We start from the raw sequence: 14,896 nt of genomic DNA, 5'->3' as shown, positions 1-14,896 counted from the left end.
TCCTGCGTCTCGCAGACCTCAATCAGCCGAAGGCTCCCTCCCCTCTGGCTCGCTGATCAGGTTTTCCGAGCAACCCTCGCCTTAAGTTCATCGTTCCAGTCGAAACCGATCGATTCTGGTGCTCGCGTCTGGATCACACGGCCTGATGGTGAATAGGCCCTTCGCGCGCGCTGATCTGCGAGCTCGCCTCCTGCATCATTGTCGATGAACAGGTGAAGTTCGCGCACACTCTCTGGAATCGTGACGAGGCCGAACCGCTCGTTACCGAGCGTTGCCCAGCAAGGGACGCCAAACAGCTGCATCGCTGAAAGGGCGCTTTCGATACCTTCGGCAAGACCCAACCGGCCCGCTGCTGGCGGGGCCAGTCTGACAGCACCACAGCCAAGGCTTCCCAGCGCACGCTTTGGCCGATCGAAACCGGCGAGCTTTGCGTTCGGCGCGTCGAGAAATGTCCTGTGGATCGCGATTATGCCAATGTCAGTCGTGACCGCCGCCAACATGGCCGGCAGGAATTGGACAGCCCCGCGCGGCCCGAGGGGCGTTCGCTCGAGATAACGGAGCTGATCAGAGGCACGCAGGATCCCGCGCTGCGCGAGGTATCCTTCGGCAGGGCCGTCGGAGATCGCCGTCGCCGAGTGCCACAAACGCCGCGCGTTGGAATTGAAGGTCCTTTCTTCCAGTCGATCAGCGGCAACCGCACCCGAGCCATCGAACAGGTCACGGCTGCGAACACCCTGGCGGTCAAGCGCCGCTATGACCTCCTCGTTCGAGCATCCCGCGAAGCAATGAAACAGGATCGCCTTTCGGCCCAGTGTCACGCTCAGTGAGGGAGTGCGGTCGTCGTGCGCGGGGCAGCAGCACATGCCTATGCCCCGACTCCATGTACCCTGAAGGCTTTCGACGATCGTGCGGGCGCGGCGTTCGAGTTGATGAACTTTGTCTAACGGGGGCATCGACCTTCTCCGGTTGAGGTGCCCTCCGCGCGCAGCCTCCGCTCTGCACTTGCGCCATTCCAGTTTTCCTACATCTCTTGTTCTTTATATGTTCTCACTCGATTCGACTAGACAAGGATCGAGAAATGACAATCAGAACTCTCTTGATCGCGGGCATCGCGATCACTTCTGCTATCCCGGCCGGTGCTCAGGACATAGCAGCGCCAGCCACGAACGGCGCTGCGGCGATCCCATCCGAAGGCATTCGGATTGCGGAAGCATCAAACGGCTTCCAACTGGTCGAGCATGGGCTCTGGCGTTCCGCGCAGACCGCCCCAGCACCGCGCCTGTCAGTGTCGGACGATGGCCGGGTCAACCTGCCATACAGATACGAACCCAATGCCAAGCCGGCCCCATCCGGGTTTCGGCGAGCGAGCTACTTGCCTCACATCTATGCCGCTGAGGCGAAGTACTCATTGCCTGCGGGCCTGCTTGATGCGCTCGTATGGACAGAATCTCGTTACAACCCTTTGGCTGTCAGCCCGGCGGGTGCCGCGGGCCTTGGGCAGCTGATGCCCGCTACGGCAAAAGAGCTTGGGGTCTTCAATCGCTTCGATCCAATTGCCAACATCTTCGGCGCAGCGCGATACCTGCGGCAGATGCTCGACAGGTTTGGCGTGGTCCACCTCGCGGTAGCTGCATACAATGCAGGTCCCGGCGCCGTTGAGCGTGCAGGCGGCATTCCCCGCAATGGCGAGACGCCGGAGTATGTTCGCAATGTACTGCAAAGTTGGAAGTTCTAGCTTCCACGAAGCCTCTTGCGCGACAGAACTGGAAGCGGAAGCTTAGGTGATGAGATCGCAGCGCCGGTACACTTTCGGCGGAACGGTCAACTGGCGTCAGGCGGCTTTAGCGAGGTCATCGATGCGCGCTTCGCAGGTGCTCTTCACCAAAATCTGCAACTCTTTCACACGCCCGGCGATCCATGTGAGTTCGTCGGCGGAGATCCGGTATGAAGGTGAATAGCGGGCTTTGACGTAAGCATCTCGCAGGAGGGCGTAGCAGCGCTTTTCGAAGCGCCCGGTACGCGGCCAGACGTCCTTTAGCGAGGGCTCAAGTTCCTCGGCCATGTCGCGCAGACGATTAAGATTGTGGGATTTCGGACTCCAGAGCGTCCGGGTGAGGAAAAGGCAATGGTAAAGTCTCTCGACCGCCTGATGGAAAAGGAACGCAGCTTCCTTCGGCATGCCACTGGCCTGAGCATTTGCGGCTAGATCTTTGAAGTTCGACGCGCTGCTGAACCAGTCATCGAAGTAGTCTCGTGTTTCCTTGAGAGCTTGCTCAGGCGACAACGGCATCGGCTCGACGAAGTGAAAGCCGGGCTCTTCGAACAGGACAATGCCATCCTTGAGAATGTCCATGAAGAAGTAGCGACCGAGCCGCAGCTTGTCGTTCACGTCTTCAAGGCTGTGGTAGATCAGGCTGACCGGTGTACGCAGGACGGTCCCAGCGGAAAGATCGGCAAGCAGCCTGTTCTCGGTCGCCTCCCAGAATTCGGCAATATCCGTGAGATCGTCGTGGTTCACCACGACGAGAAGATCGTAGTCGGAGAAATAGCGTCCCACCGGGTCCTCGACCCAATCACCACGGGCATAGGAGCCGAACAGGACTATCTTGAGCAACTTGCCTGCGCGGAAGCGTGGCTGCGTACGCGTGGAAATTGCTTCGGCAAAGCCCGTGCGCACGGTCTCGACCACATGTGCAAGTTCGCGCCGCTTGCCTTCGGGCAGGTGATCGAGGCCGGAGTTCATGGAATGCAGATTCGACGGTTTTGCTTCTCGTGCCAAGGGCAAAATGAACAAGGCATCAGGAAGGCTAAGATAAGTCACTCGTCGGTAGCAGCGCTACTCTCGGCTGGTAATCCAAGCCGAACAGACGGAGCCCCGGAGATGATCGATCCCAGCAATGACGTCGGGTTATCGCGGCCATCACCGGGCAACGGATAACAAACCTTTCGTCATATCGGGCGTATAGCGCGGCAAAGAATGTGTCGAAGTGCAGCCCGCTCTCATCGCTTGGAAAGCCCGGTACCAACCTTGTCCGGCATTCCTCTTCCATGGCAACCATGGCAAGTGCCGCCGCCTCGCATTGTCCGGCTTGATCCATGAGGTCACGGCGCCGCCCCAAAACCTGCAGGGCATCATGAAACCGCCGCACTGGCGACACCGGCGCCCCATCCTGCGCTAAAGCGGCATTGCCGCCACCTCGCCGCCAGTCCGGTGCGGCACTGTTGTGTGCTGCCGAGTTCTGGTCCGTAGCTCGGTTGCCGCGCAACAGCACCAGATGTCCGATAACCAGTGCCGGATGCACCATGTGGAGATTAGTGCATTCGCCGACAATTTCCTCGAGGCGGTTGCCGAGATTGCGAAAGGCCCCGGTGACGCCCTTGCACGACACCGAAAGCACAGGCCCGATCCGGGCAAGCGAAACCAGAACGTCGACATGCTTGGCTCTGATCCCTCCGAGAACAGTCCCTTCCCCACATCCGCCAAGGGTCGGATCGAAGTAGAGCAGTGGCGGCTTGCGTTTACGACGCTCCACACGAAATGGTGGCCGCGGAATGATATCATCAGGATCGAAGCCACCTTCCACGACCAGCCGGCACGCCACATACCAGTGCAAGGGGAGTATGTGGCGTTCCGATTGGACGCGTCCATCGAACTCGGCAAATGCCGCGAGCGCTGTTGCCATGCTGGTCCAGCGGCATGTGTGATCGCCCAATTCGGCCTGGGCGTAGCGCCGTAAAGCTACGGCACTTTGCCGAGCTGGCTTGCGGAACCCGTGAATCCGGCGAGGTCGAGTGCAAACCGGACGAGCGCTCATGTGCCTGTCTCGCTGCTAGCCGAGCTTGTGTATTGTCTGCAATCGAAGCAGCGCACCTTCCTGCAAGGCAAATAACCTTCTGACATATTGATCGAATTTGGCAGTTCACGGTATTGAAGCGGGACTGAACCATGATACAGGTTGGACAGTTTCAACCGGATCGCCTCCGATCCTGAGAAGTTGGATCGCGGTCCATAGGCAGGAGAAAGGGCGCCCTGCTGGAGGCCGGCTGCCAAGAATGCCGGTGGGCGCAATGGCACCTCATGGCGGCTCGTGCGCTTGGGGAACTTCTGGAAGAGATGTCTGAGCGCGCAGGATCGATCATCGAACTCGATGCGCTGCTGGGCGAAGTCACCAACAGGCTTGGCTTCGACTACTATGCTCTCACCCATCATTGTCAGCTTGCGAGCAAGGATGATGGAGCGATCAGGCTGCACAATTACCCGCAGAGCTGGGCAGAAAGTTACGACTCCCATGCGCTGGGCATGGTTGATCCGGTGCATCGGGCCAGCCACGTGACGGCAAAGGGCTTCTCCTGGTCTGACATCGGTCGCCTCATTCCGCTCACGGCCCAAGACCACAGAATGCTTGCTCTTGGTGAAGAGCAGGGCTTGCGTAGTGGCTTTACAGTACCAGCGCATGTGCCGGGCGAAGCGCGCGGATCCTGCTCGTTTGCATGCCGCAATCCGCGAGAAGGTGCCCCGATTTCGCTCATCGCCCATTGCGCTGGGACATTCGCCTTCGAAACCGCGCGGCGTCTCTGGCTGAAGAGAGGTCATAGCCTTGCCTTGCGCAAACCGGTTCTGACCGATCGCCAGCGCGACTGCGTGCTTCTCATGGCCCAGGGCAAGACTGATCCGGAAATCTCGACAATTCTGGGCATATCGCGCGAGACGGTGACCGAGCATGTTCGCACGGCATGTCAGCGCTACGGGATCTACAAGAGACAATTGCTGATCACCCTGACCCTGTATGACGGAACGCTCACGTTCGGGGATGTCCGACCTTGGCGATACCCCCATTTCTGGGGGTAGCGAGGACGTCACCGCCGTTTGATCCTTGGCTGACCAGTTCGGTTGAGGAGCGATCCGTCATGTTGAAAGTCACCACGCCCGGCACAGAGCCGGACGCTGCGCTGCTGCGCGCCATGTTTGCCGCACGAAAGGCGGTCTTCATCGATCTCTTGAAGTGGGACCTACCGGTCCTTGCCGGTCAATTCGAAATGGACCAGTTCGATGATGAGCACGCACGCTACCTGATCCTCAGTGACAACGGCGATCATCTCGCGTCTGCCAGGCTCCTGCCGACTACACGGCAAGGAATCCTGTCGGGCCTTTTCCCGATGCTCTGTGCCGGGCCCCTACCTTGCGCACCCGATACCTTCGAAATCACCCGATTCTGCCTCGACCGGTCACTCAATGCCCGTGAGCGGCGCGACGTCCGCAATGCGCTTGTCCACGCGCTTGCCACCTATGCAATCGACGCCGGGATTTCGCGGTACTGCGCAGTCGCAGGCCTTGGCTGGTTCAGGCAGATCGAACGGTTCGGCTGGAGCTGCCGGGCCCTGGGCGCGCCCATCCGGACAGGGGGGCAGGAGCTGGTCGGCCTTGAAATTGGCATCACTGCCGACACACAGCAGCTGCTCGAAGCGGCCGGGATCCATTGCGGCTACGGTGAAAATCTTGCGCGGGCCATACCCAGCTCCCTGCCCGCCGGGCACAAGGGGTGGCACTGATGGAACCGGCAAACCAGATCGGCATGGCCGTCCGTCAGTTGCAGACTGATGGCTACGCGATCCTGCATGAAGCCCTGCCCGTTTCCGTGATCGAGCGAGTCCATGAGGATCTCCTGGACGACTTTGCAGCCACGCCGTTCGGGACCGGGATGTTCTATGGCGAGCGGACCAAACGGTTCGGCAGGCTTCTTCGACGGACCGCTGCCACGCAGTGCCTGGTCCTGCATCCGGTCATTCAGGATGTCGTGAGCCGGATTCTCGGGCCCTGGTGCGACCGCATCCAGCTCAACACGACCCAGGCCATCGCGGTCCATCCCGGCGCCCCTGCGCAGTTGCCCCATCGCGACCAGGACATGTGGCAGGCCGATTTCGGCAAACGCGAATACCTCGTCAATGTCATGTGGCCGCTCACTCCCTTTTCGGAAAAGAACGGAGGCACGCGGATCTGGCCGCAGAGCCATGGCAGCAACGCCCTGTCGGCCGTGGCCCAGGACGATTTCATCGCGCCCGAGCTTGTCCCGGGATCAGCCCTGCTCTTCCTGGGCTCGACGCTTCATGGCGCGGGCGCCAACGCGAGTGCACAAGAGCGGCGCGGCATCGTGATTGGCTATTCGCTGGGCTGGCTCAAGCCCTACGAGAACCCGTGGCTCGCCTACCCCCCGGACATTGCCAGGACATTTCCTCCCGAGCTCGCGGCACTTGCAGGTTACGTGCAGCACCGACCGAACCTCGGGAACTTCGAAGGGCAATGTCCTTCGATCCTGCTCGGAGACTACAAGGGCGAGCCCCTGGGAGCAATCGATGCCTTGCGTCCCGACCAGGTGCAGCAGGCCCGTGTTTTTGCCCATGGGAGAAGCGGATGAGCGCCGGCCCCATAGCAGAACGCATCTATGACGCCTTGCGCGCCATGATTCTGTCTCGCGCATTCATGCCGGGTGACAGGCTCGATCCCGCAGTCATCGGCGAACAGCTCTGTGCAAGCGTCACGCCCGTGCGCGAGGCCCTGCATGTGCTGTGCGGAGAGCAGCTTGTCGTGACCCATCGCGCGGGCGGCTTCTTCCTCCCGACGCTCGACGAGCCAAGGCTCAAGGACATGTACGCTTTCAGCAACGAAGTGCTGGGCCTTGCGCTCCGCCTCTGGCGGCCATGGACGATCGTGGACTGGGACAGGATTGCCGAGCGTCGGACGGCTTATGCCGAACGCGTCGCCGATGCATTCGAGGGAGTGGCACGCGCTTCGGCCAACTCCGAGCATGGTCGGGTCATGGCCCTCTTCAACGCACGCCTCCATGCCGTTCGCATGATTGAACCGGCCGTGCTTGACGGCTCCATCGCAGAAGTGCGCGATATCGAATGCGCGCTGGACAGTGGCGACAAGGATCATCTGCGACGGTTGCTGGGCGCCTACCACCGCCGGCGCATTCGCAGCTCTGCCGAGATCCTGCACGCCCTGCACCGCCCGGCGAACCCGTCCGCGCCAACAATCGGCATATAGAATTCGTATAAATTTCAGATCAAACGGCGCCTTCCATAGTCTGATCCTGCCGCAATCACGCGGCGAGGTGAAAAGGAGAAGACCGATGGAACGCACGTTCGATCTCGTCGAGGACGTCGAAGACCTGGGCACCGCCAGCATCGAAACGCTCGGCCCTCCGGGAGACCGGATCGAGTTCGGTGTGCTCGCGCAGCTGCCGGGCCTTGATCGCGACTGATCCACTGGCAGGTGCGCAAGGCCTTGCTGGCCCGGCGCACCTGCCTTGTGCTTGTGCGAGGCGGACATGACAGCGCCTGGGTCCTATCTTTCCTCATGCCGGATCGCAGCCGGGGTCGGTGTTGCGCAGATCGGCGACAAGGCAGTCGTGCTCGATGTCCGGCATGATCGCTACACGATGTGGAGCGGGTCTTGCGCATCAGCGCTGCTGGACCTGCGCTGCGGCAAGCCATGTCCATTGTCTCAGGACGACTGCCGCACACTCGTAAGACATGGCCTGCTGACGAAGGGAGAACAGGGCTCAGGACCCTGGCTGACGGCTGCAGATATCCGGACACCGACCGCGAGCGCAGTGGAAGGTCCCGAAGCCGGTTGGTTGCGACCGCTGCATTTGCTCGCAAGCGTCTGGAACTGCATCCGCGCCAGAATGGATCTGCGCTCGGCACCGCTCGACCAGGTGCTGATCGACCTGCCTGCAGTGTCTGGTGGACGTACGACACGTGACCTTGTGACCCACGCCCGTGCGTTCGACCGGGCGCGACGCTGGGCGCCGGTTCGGCCAAGATGCCTCCCCGATGCGCTGGCCTATACGCGCATGGCAAGGCGCGAGGGTTTTGCGGTCGATCTTGTCTTCGGGGTAAAACTCCATCCCTTCGAAGCCCATTGCTGGGTGCAATCGGGCAGCCTCGTGCTGACCGATCCACTGGACAAGGTGCGCCGCTTCGTCGTGGTACTGGCACTGTGACCGAAGGCTATCTCGTCGCATGCGACCTGGATGGACAGTCGGATGTGCGACCAGATTCGCGATCGGCCGAAAATCTCGTTCACCGGCTGCCCGGTCCATGGCGCGCACGAAGGTTCGAAGGGCTGACCATTCATGTCTCGCCATCGACCGAACTGCGGCAAATCGGCAGGACTGTGATCATCGGACAGATCTTCGGCGATCTTGCGGTGTTGCAGCGCGCCGATCTTCATCCCGACCTGCTCGTGGCGCATTGCTGGGGCAACTACCTTGCTCTGCACATGTCCAAGAGCGGGCGTCCATCGTGGTTGCTGCGAGCGCCGCTTGGCCATCTCCCAGTCTACACGGCCGCTGTGGCCGGCAGACTGTGGATCTCCTCGCATGTCCCGGAGCTTGCGGCGGCACGCGCTGCAAGGCCCCAGATCGACTGGTCTTTTGTCGCGAACCATCTTGCTTTCCTGCACCTCAAGACCGCGCAGACCGGCCTTGTCGGCATCGAAGAACTTCTGGGCGGGCAATGGCTTGATTTTGCCGTGGAGCCGGCGCGGCGGACAATGGCCTGGTCCCCGGGCATGTTCGTGCGCACAGATATCGAGATCGCGGACTTCGCTGACGCCAGCAGGCGCCTTGCCGAGATCATAGACGAGGCTGTCCGGTGCCTGGCAGGCGATGGCGCGGTCCTGCTCGAACTGTCGGGTGGGCTTGATTCCTCGATCATCGCAGCAGCCCTGGCAAGGTGTGAGGGCCAGGGACAAGCGGTCAGCCTTTCGACGGGCTCGGCAGAGAGCGATGAGCGCATCTATGCGCAGGCCGCCGCCGATGCTGCAGGCATCGCACTCACATTGCGCGAAGTCGGAAAATCCAACCTGGTTGGCCCGGCCCGCAGCCGCGAAGCCCGTCCGGGCCTGCCAGCGATCCTCGGCGCTGCCGATGCAGTGCTGTCAGAGGAAGGCACGGCGCAAGCGATCACGGCATTCTTCAGCGGTGCGGGCGGTGATTGCGTTTTCGCAACGCCCAACGCTGCCGGGGCCGCAGCGGATGCCGCCAACAGGTCGGGTTGGGCGGCCAGGACCACCTGGCGCACCATCGAGGCGCTGGCCCGCTATCACAACGCCAGTGTCTGGTCGGTCGCTGGCAGGGCCTGGCAGCTGGCACGAGGCGCAAACGATCCGGGCAGTTGGCCGCGCGCACGCGGATATCTCGCCGATACCGTGCCCCTCCCCGATGCACCGCCACACCCCTGGCTCGCGGAAACCAGCAGCATGTTGCCCGGAAAGCGGGACCATGTTCATGCCATCCTCGCCAGCCTCGCCCACGTCGACGGTTATCCTCGCCACACCATAGCCCCGACATGGTTTCCGCTGCTCAGCCAGCCCGTCGTCGAGACTGCCTTGCGCATACCAAGCTGGCTCTGGGTCGAGGGCGGGCAGGACCGGGCCGTAGCCCGTGCCGCGTTTGCAAACCGCCTGCCAGACCTGATCCGCGATCGACGCAGCAAAGGAGCACTCGATGGCTATGCCCTGGCTGCGATAGAGCAGCAGGCGGAAGCGCTTATGCCGTTTCTGCTCGATGGCCATCTCGCGCACCAGGGCCTGCTTGATCTGGCCAGAGTGGAGAGCGCGCTACGGGAGAAGGCAAGGCGCGCCGATCCTCGGGCACATCTTCTTCTGCCGCTGATCGACACCGAGGGCTGGCTTCGCGCATGGCTTGGCGACCCTTGAGTTGCTGACCGGCGCAATCGTTCAGCAATGGCGATGGCGGACCGATGAGCGCTCAGGGCTTCATATCCCGCCAGCGTTGCCAGGATGCCGGATCAGCAGGCTTGCTGCCCGCGTCTCCCAGCAGCCAGAACCTGAACCAGTCGAAGTTGCGCAAGTTGGCCGCCAGCTGGTGACGCGGTTGCCACTTGAGGTGCATTTCGCCGGGAAAAGCCCAGAGTTCGACTGGTTTCCCGGCGTGCTGCAGCCGCGCAAGGAGCTCGACGTTGGCGCGATACTCCTGTTCGGGCAATTGCATCAGCAAGGGCACCGAGATGCGGTCGGCATTGAAGGAAGGGGATACGCGCCTCCACCCGGCCTGATCCGTATCGGGATCACCCAGGCCCCAGGCCGACTTGAGCATGGCGGGCACGTCGCGCCCCGCGACGGCATTGAACCAGTAGTAGGTTGGCGTCACCATGACGTTGGCTACGGCTGCGACCTTCAGCAACTTTGTGTGCATGGCGAGCCAGGCTGTGACTTCGCCGCCGAAGCTTACCCCGCCCATGCCGACGCGCGAGGCATCGATCCTGCCCTGCCCGGACAGTTCTCCGATGATCGCCTCGATCCCGCTGGCAGCGACCCTGTAGGCTTCGACGTTGTCCCCGCCGCCCGCCAGGCCGGGATGACGATTGATGCACAAAGCCGCGATTCCCGATGCCGCGAGATCGCGCAAGGGATACTCGTCCCCCGTTCCTCCGCGCAGATACCCCTCGCAGGAATAGTAGGTAATGAACAGCGGCACCGGCCCGGTTTGGCCTGGCGGCAAGGCCAGATAGCCCGAGAACGTTCGCCCTGCGCGGTCTTGCCAGACCCGCCGGTCGAAGCGGATAGTTGGGTTCTCGAGTGGCGGATTGGGCGCGCTTAGGACCTGCTCATGGCGTGTTGCCAGATCAATTGCCACCACGCGCGGCGGCGCGTTGGCCGAGGAGGCGACGCAGATGAGCCTGCGGGTCGAAGCTGCGCAGGCCTTGCCGTTGTCTCCGCCATTGCGTTCGCCCGAACTCTGGAACACCTCCTCGACCTGCCCACTGGCCAAGTCCCATCTTGCCAGAGTGCTGCCACCGTCGCGATTGCGGCTTTCGAAAATCAGGGCATTGTCCGTGCCAGCCCAGGCGACTGAGCGCGCCCGGGCGGCTGTGCATTGCACGGCTTCGCAGCGCGCAAGTTCCTTCCCTTCGGCATTGATCACGGCCAACCGCCACGAGAGGCCTTTCGACAGGACAACCGCCATGCCCCTGGCATCGCCGGAGGGCTGGCGCAGGGCGACGTACCAGTCAGCCAATCCTTCGAGCGAGCGCGGGCGGGAGGCGTAATTGCGAGCTTCTTCGGCTGTTGCGTCGCGGATTGTCGCGAGGTCTTGTCCAAGCACCTTGAGCCTGGGCTTGCCCGCGGCGATGACGCCGCCTTGCTCGAACCAGACACCCTGGAGACGTCCGCTGGCCCAGCGGCCATCGATGCGATCGCCACGATACAGCGGCCGTTGCGGGTCGACCGACGCATCGATCCGCGTTCCGCTATCGTACTCGGCCTGCTCGGCTGCCTCGATCGCGGCGCGCTCCGGGCCAAACCCGAGCAACCATGTCTTGCCACCTGCAAGCGGGATCATGTCCCTGACATTGCCAGCCTCGCTGGTAACTTGCGCAGCGCCTGAACCATCGGTCGCCGCCTGCCAGACCTGGACTTGCCCGCCTGCGATCTTGCGAAACAGCACGGTTCTGCCATCGCGCGTCCACTGCGCGCCTGAAGTCAGGGGAAAGCCGTTGAGCCATTCGATTTCCCCAGCATCAGCGATGCGTCTGGCAGGCGCTGAACCGTCAGACGGCGCCACAAGCCATGCGACATCATAGTCGTTGCGGTCGACCGAGGCGCGGTACTCGCGCCAGAGGGCAAGCGTGCCATCCGGCGAGATGGAAGGGCTGTCGATCCGCGTGATTTCTATGGCGGGCCGGATCCCGGCCCCGTCCGCAGCCTGCGCTGCAAACGGGACCAGGGCGGCCAGGGCAAGCGACAGCGGGGCTGGATGCCATCGCTTCACCATGACTTGGTCACCTGCACCGCGACAAACCGTCCGACCGCGCTTGCCTGCTCGGGATCGAAGCCGGCTGCGCTGAACGGGGTGCGATTGTTTACATAAGGCGGGTCGCGATCGAACAGGTTCGTGATGCTCAAGGCAAAGCGCGTGCCCGCCAAGGCCCCGGCTTCATCTCCAAACCGCTTGGAAAGCGTAAGATCGACTGTCGTCCAGCTTGCAACCGGCTCGACCGGTGCCACCGCCGTGTTGCGATAGCCCGCCATGTGATTGACGAAGGCTGTGGCCCCGAAACCGTCCTGCTCGAACCCGGCGCGCCCGCGCAAACGATAGCGCACCGGGTTGCCGATCGTCCCGAGCGCCTGCGTGCGCGGAGCAGCCGACGTCAACTGCTGCGTCAGGTGGAACAGCCAGCTCCCCGATGCACCAAGCGAAAGCGCACCTCGGGCTGTCTCGTGGCGATAACTGAGATCAAAATCGATCCCGTCGAGATGGTTGCGTGCCAGGTTGGCGTTGCGCGCATCGATCACGTAGCGGATCGAGCCTGCAGCAATGCCGAAGGGATTGCTGAAATCGGGGCTCGCATAGAAGCTTGCCACTTGCGCTGGCGACGGATTGGCCGTGATCAGCGGCTCGTAACGCGACCGCTGGGCCAGGAACGTGAAAGCATCGACCGCGGGATTGAAGATGCGATCCTTGTAAGAAATGTCGAAGTACGTGGCGCTCATCGAAAGCCACGGGATCGCAGGCGGTTTGAAGTCAAAACCTGCCGTCCAGGTCCGCGCGCGTTCCGGTCCGATCCCCGGATCATTGCCGAACAAGGCAATGACATTGCTGCTGCCGGAGGGCGAACCGGGGTCTGTAACGGGTATCGGCACGACCTGGCTGAGCCCCGGGCCCTGGCGCACGTCGAAGAAGCCGGGTGCTCGAAACGAGGTGCCATACGACCCTCGCAGCGCAAGGCCTTGCACAGGCTCCCACGTTAGTCCGACCTTGGGGTTGGTCGTCGTCCCGAAATCCGAGTAGTGCTCAATGCGTCCTGCGACCGACAGGTCGAGCCGATACACGCCCGCAATGCCCTGCTCGGGGCCAACCAGCGGTGCACGAAGTTCGGCAAATCCCGCAATCACGTTACGCGCAAGCGGATATCCATTGTCGCCACTCGCGACAGGAACGAGCGTCGTTTCATCCGCAAGGCTACGCGAGCCGTAGCCCTCCTCGCGATACTCTCCCCCGAATGCCAGCGTCAGCGCTCCCCCTGGAAGCGTCAGGAGCGGCCCGTCGAACTTGAGACCGGTGGTCGTCTGGCGCGCTCGCGCACTTGTCCGCGATGATCCGCGCACATAGTCGATCGTGGCTGCGCTGGTGTAAGAGCCGTCACCGAACAGATTGAAGGCCTTGGCCGGATCGGGATCTGCGAGAGCCTGCGCGAGCCGGGCGCGATTGACGAGATTGTCCCGCAGCAGCTCTTCATGCTGGACGCCATGATTGCCGTAAGCCTCGGCCCGCCATGCCCCGAAGCGTGCTTCCAGCGCACCCGCAACCGTCCAGTTGGTGACATGCGAACGATTGACCGTGGCCCCGAGGTCGTCCCGGAAATCATAACCGACGCTTATGGGCTGCCCCGTTCCGATTGGATCGACATAGAACGGGTTGCTCGCGGGCACGGTAACCTGCGATCCGAAGACGATGTAACGCTGGTCCGAGCGGCGGTCGGCCGCAAAGCCCTGAAGCCGCATCGTCAGCCACGACGACAGGTCCTGTTCTAGCGCGATAAGCCCTGCGTGACGTCGTGTGCGTGGCAGGATGTCGGTCAGGCGCCGACCGTCGCCAAGATTGCGCACTCCGGCAAGCAGATCGCCTGGCGCAAGTGCCCTGCCATCCTGTCCGGCCGGTATGCCGAAGATAGCGCCGTTGGCTGCAGTTATCGTGCCGGGGTTGGCGAAGGCCTGACGATAGTCAGGGCCCCCAAAGCGGGTAAGGTCCTCTGTTGCGTAATCACGGTCCTGGGCCCCGAGGCGGTCGCGCCGGTAGAACTCGTAAGCCGCCATCAGGCTGCCGCTGTTCCAGCGCAGACCTGCCAGCTGACTTGCCTGGACCTCGCTGAAGCCGTCAGCCATACCCACCCGAAACGATGTCTCGGCACCTTCATATCCGCGCCGCAAGCGTACGTTGACCACGCCTGCAACAGCATCGGAGCCGTAGATGGCTGACGCACCATCTGCGAGGACTTCGATGCGTTCGATGGCACTGGCCGGTATCAGTGAAATGTCGACGATGGAGCTCGCGGCTCCCAGCGCCAGCCGATTGCCATCGACGAGCGTCAGGGTCGAGGTCGTGCCAAGGCCGCGCAGGTTGATGCTGGCACCCGAACCGATATTGGCATTGGCATTGTTCCGCTGGGTAAAGCCGAGCGTGCCTTCATTGGGGCCCCCGCCGAAGTTCTGCGGAAGGACCGATACCAGGTCCTGCACTGTGGCCCTGCCGCTTTCCTGGATCGCCTTTCGGTCGATCGCGATCACGGCAGCGCCCGCCGGCGCCGAACCGCGAATGCGCGTGCCGGTTACCACGATATCGTCAGCCGTGCTGTCTGCGGATGCCCCGCGCATTGGCGTTGACGATCCTTCAGAGCGGATTGCGTAGCCTTGGCTCGTCGCGATGCCCTGAAGCCCTGAGCCTTCGAGGATTTTGCCCAGCGCGCCTGCGAAAGTGTAGGTCCCCTGCACTGCAGGAGCGGTTCGGCCCGCCACAAGCTTGTCGTCTGCGACGATGGTTGCACCGGCCTTGGCGGCAAGATCGTGGAGCGATCGCGCCATGGCCTGCGCCGGCAGGTCCAGCGCAAGGGTATCGGCCTCCTGCGCGCCCGCAGGTGCTGCCGCCAACAGAGGTGCCGCCAGCATTGCGATGACCATGGCATGCGTTGATGTCTTGAACGTCATGATTGCCTCCCTCGCGTCCATCTCAGGGGACGCGCATCGGTTGGGACGACGTCGCGCGAGAACACCCGCCAGAATTCTTTTCGGCGGGCATCGTCGCGGACGGCCCGCAGCCGGTCAGCCGGTCACCCCGTGACTGTGGAGATCATGCCGAGCCGTCAGCGCGCA

Annotated in this window: 13 protein-coding genes; 8 read left to right on the top strand and 5 right to left on the bottom strand. The window is 62.6% G+C overall.

Annotation, left to right across the window (positions count from 1 at the left end; genetic code table 11):
• Nucleotides 1-56 precede the first annotated feature (56 nt).
• Nucleotides 57-953 (bottom strand): toprim domain-containing protein, encoded by an 897-nt coding sequence (locus tag NMD1_RS14365; protein WP_125955267.1) that lies wholly within the window; start codon nt 951-953, stop codon nt 57-59.
• Between the two features lie 125 nt (nt 954-1,078).
• On the opposite strand from NMD1_RS14365, the gene NMD1_RS14360 reads away from it, so the two are divergent.
• Nucleotides 1,079-1,735 carry a lytic transglycosylase domain-containing protein gene (locus tag NMD1_RS14360; RefSeq protein WP_125955266.1) on the top strand — a complete coding sequence of 219 codons (657 nt, stop codon included), beginning with the start codon at nt 1,079-1,081 and terminating at the stop codon, nt 1,733-1,735.
• 96 nt (nt 1,736-1,831) lie between these two features.
• On the opposite strand, the gene NMD1_RS14355 is transcribed toward NMD1_RS14360, so the two are convergent.
• The gene (locus tag NMD1_RS14355; RefSeq protein ID WP_039337781.1) at nt 1,832-2,743 is read right to left on the bottom strand and encodes a HEPN domain-containing protein; all 912 of its coding nucleotides are present in this window, start codon (nt 2,741-2,743) and stop codon (nt 1,832-1,834) included.
• Between the two features lie 64 nt (nt 2,744-2,807).
• On the bottom strand, nt 2,808-3,683 hold the full coding sequence (locus NMD1_RS14350; protein ID WP_082013504.1) for a hypothetical protein: 876 nt from the start codon (nt 3,681-3,683) through the stop codon (nt 2,808-2,810).
• Between the two features lie 395 nt (nt 3,684-4,078).
• Here NMD1_RS14350 and NMD1_RS14345 point away from each other — a divergent pair, with 395 nt between their 5' ends.
• The 7 genes from NMD1_RS14345 (at nt 4,079) to NMD1_RS14315 (ending at nt 9,724) form a co-directional block, all read left to right on the top strand.
• Nucleotides 4,079-4,849 (top strand): LuxR family transcriptional regulator, encoded by a 771-nt coding sequence (locus NMD1_RS14345; RefSeq protein ID WP_125955265.1) that lies wholly within the window; start codon nt 4,079-4,081, stop codon nt 4,847-4,849.
• Nucleotides 4,850-4,908: 59 nt separating this feature from the next.
• On the top strand, nt 4,909-5,550 hold the full coding sequence (locus NMD1_RS14340) for an acyl-homoserine-lactone synthase (RefSeq protein WP_125955264.1): 642 nt from the start codon (nt 4,909-4,911) through the stop codon (nt 5,548-5,550).
• Nucleotides 5,550-6,413 (top strand): phytanoyl-CoA dioxygenase family protein, encoded by an 864-nt coding sequence (locus NMD1_RS14335; RefSeq protein WP_125955263.1) that lies wholly within the window; start codon nt 5,550-5,552, stop codon nt 6,411-6,413. Before NMD1_RS14340 ends, NMD1_RS14335 begins: the two co-directional genes overlap by 1 nt.
• Entirely contained in the window at nt 6,410-7,045 is a 636-nt protein-coding gene (locus tag NMD1_RS14330; protein ID WP_158453964.1) for a GntR family transcriptional regulator, read from the top strand. The genes NMD1_RS14335 and NMD1_RS14330 overlap by 4 nt, the downstream gene beginning before the upstream one ends.
• 85 nt (nt 7,046-7,130) lie before the next feature.
• On the top strand, nt 7,131-7,262 hold the full coding sequence (locus NMD1_RS14325; RefSeq protein ID WP_118074434.1) for a benenodin family lasso peptide: 132 nt from the start codon (nt 7,131-7,133) through the stop codon (nt 7,260-7,262).
• Between the two features lie 66 nt (nt 7,263-7,328).
• Complete coding sequence (locus tag NMD1_RS14320) at nt 7,329-8,006, top strand: lasso peptide biosynthesis B2 protein (protein ID WP_125955261.1); 678 nt, start codon at nt 7,329-7,331, stop codon at nt 8,004-8,006.
• Entirely contained in the window at nt 8,003-9,724 is a 1,722-nt protein-coding gene (locus NMD1_RS14315; protein WP_125955260.1) for an asparagine synthetase B family protein, read from the top strand. Before NMD1_RS14320 ends, NMD1_RS14315 begins: the two co-directional genes overlap by 4 nt.
• A gap of 52 nt (nt 9,725-9,776) precedes the next feature.
• Here NMD1_RS14315 and NMD1_RS14310 read toward each other — a convergent pair whose 3' ends face one another.
• Complete coding sequence (locus NMD1_RS14310; protein ID WP_125955259.1) at nt 9,777-11,801, bottom strand: Atxe2 family lasso peptide isopeptidase; 2,025 nt, start codon at nt 11,799-11,801, stop codon at nt 9,777-9,779.
• On the bottom strand, nt 11,795-14,731 hold the full coding sequence (locus tag NMD1_RS14305; RefSeq protein ID WP_158453963.1) for a TonB-dependent receptor: 2,937 nt from the start codon (nt 14,729-14,731) through the stop codon (nt 11,795-11,797). The genes NMD1_RS14310 and NMD1_RS14305 overlap by 7 nt, the downstream gene beginning before the upstream one ends.
• Nucleotides 14,732-14,896 lie beyond the last annotated feature (165 nt).

It is taken from the genome of Novosphingobium sp. MD-1, assembly GCF_001014975.1.
Lineage (GTDB): Bacteria > Pseudomonadota > Alphaproteobacteria > Sphingomonadales > Sphingomonadaceae > Novosphingobium.
This window is presented reverse-complemented; position numbering and strand designations above follow the sequence as displayed.

Bases quoted from the DNA above. Each gene is read 5' to 3' on its own strand.
- NMD1_RS14365 (WP_125955267.1), bottom strand. From the start codon at position 953: ATGCCCCCGTTAGACAAAGTTCATCAACTCGAACGCCGCGCCCGCACG.
- NMD1_RS14360 (WP_125955266.1), top strand. From the start codon at position 1,079: ATGACAATCAGAACTCTCTTGATCGCGGGCATCGCGATCACTTCTGCT.
- NMD1_RS14355 (WP_039337781.1), bottom strand. From the start codon at position 2,743: ATGAACTCCGGCCTCGATCACCTGCCCGAAGGCAAGCGGCGCGAACTT.
- NMD1_RS14350 (WP_082013504.1), bottom strand. From the start codon at position 3,683: ATGGCAACAGCGCTCGCGGCATTTGCCGAGTTCGATGGACGCGTCCAA.
- NMD1_RS14345 (WP_125955265.1), top strand. From the start codon at position 4,079: ATGGCGGCTCGTGCGCTTGGGGAACTTCTGGAAGAGATGTCTGAGCGC.
- NMD1_RS14340 (WP_125955264.1), top strand. From the start codon at position 4,909: ATGTTGAAAGTCACCACGCCCGGCACAGAGCCGGACGCTGCGCTGCTG.
- NMD1_RS14335 (WP_125955263.1), top strand. From the start codon at position 5,550: ATGGAACCGGCAAACCAGATCGGCATGGCCGTCCGTCAGTTGCAGACT.
- NMD1_RS14330 (WP_158453964.1), top strand. From the start codon at position 6,410: ATGAGCGCCGGCCCCATAGCAGAACGCATCTATGACGCCTTGCGCGCC.
- NMD1_RS14325 (WP_118074434.1), top strand. From the start codon at position 7,131: ATGGAACGCACGTTCGATCTCGTCGAGGACGTCGAAGACCTGGGCACC.
- NMD1_RS14320 (WP_125955261.1), top strand. From the start codon at position 7,329: ATGACAGCGCCTGGGTCCTATCTTTCCTCATGCCGGATCGCAGCCGGG.
- NMD1_RS14310 (WP_125955259.1), bottom strand. From the start codon at position 11,801: ATGGTGAAGCGATGGCATCCAGCCCCGCTGTCGCTTGCCCTGGCCGCC.
- NMD1_RS14305 (WP_158453963.1), bottom strand. From the start codon at position 14,731: ATGACGTTCAAGACATCAACGCATGCCATGGTCATCGCAATGCTGGCG.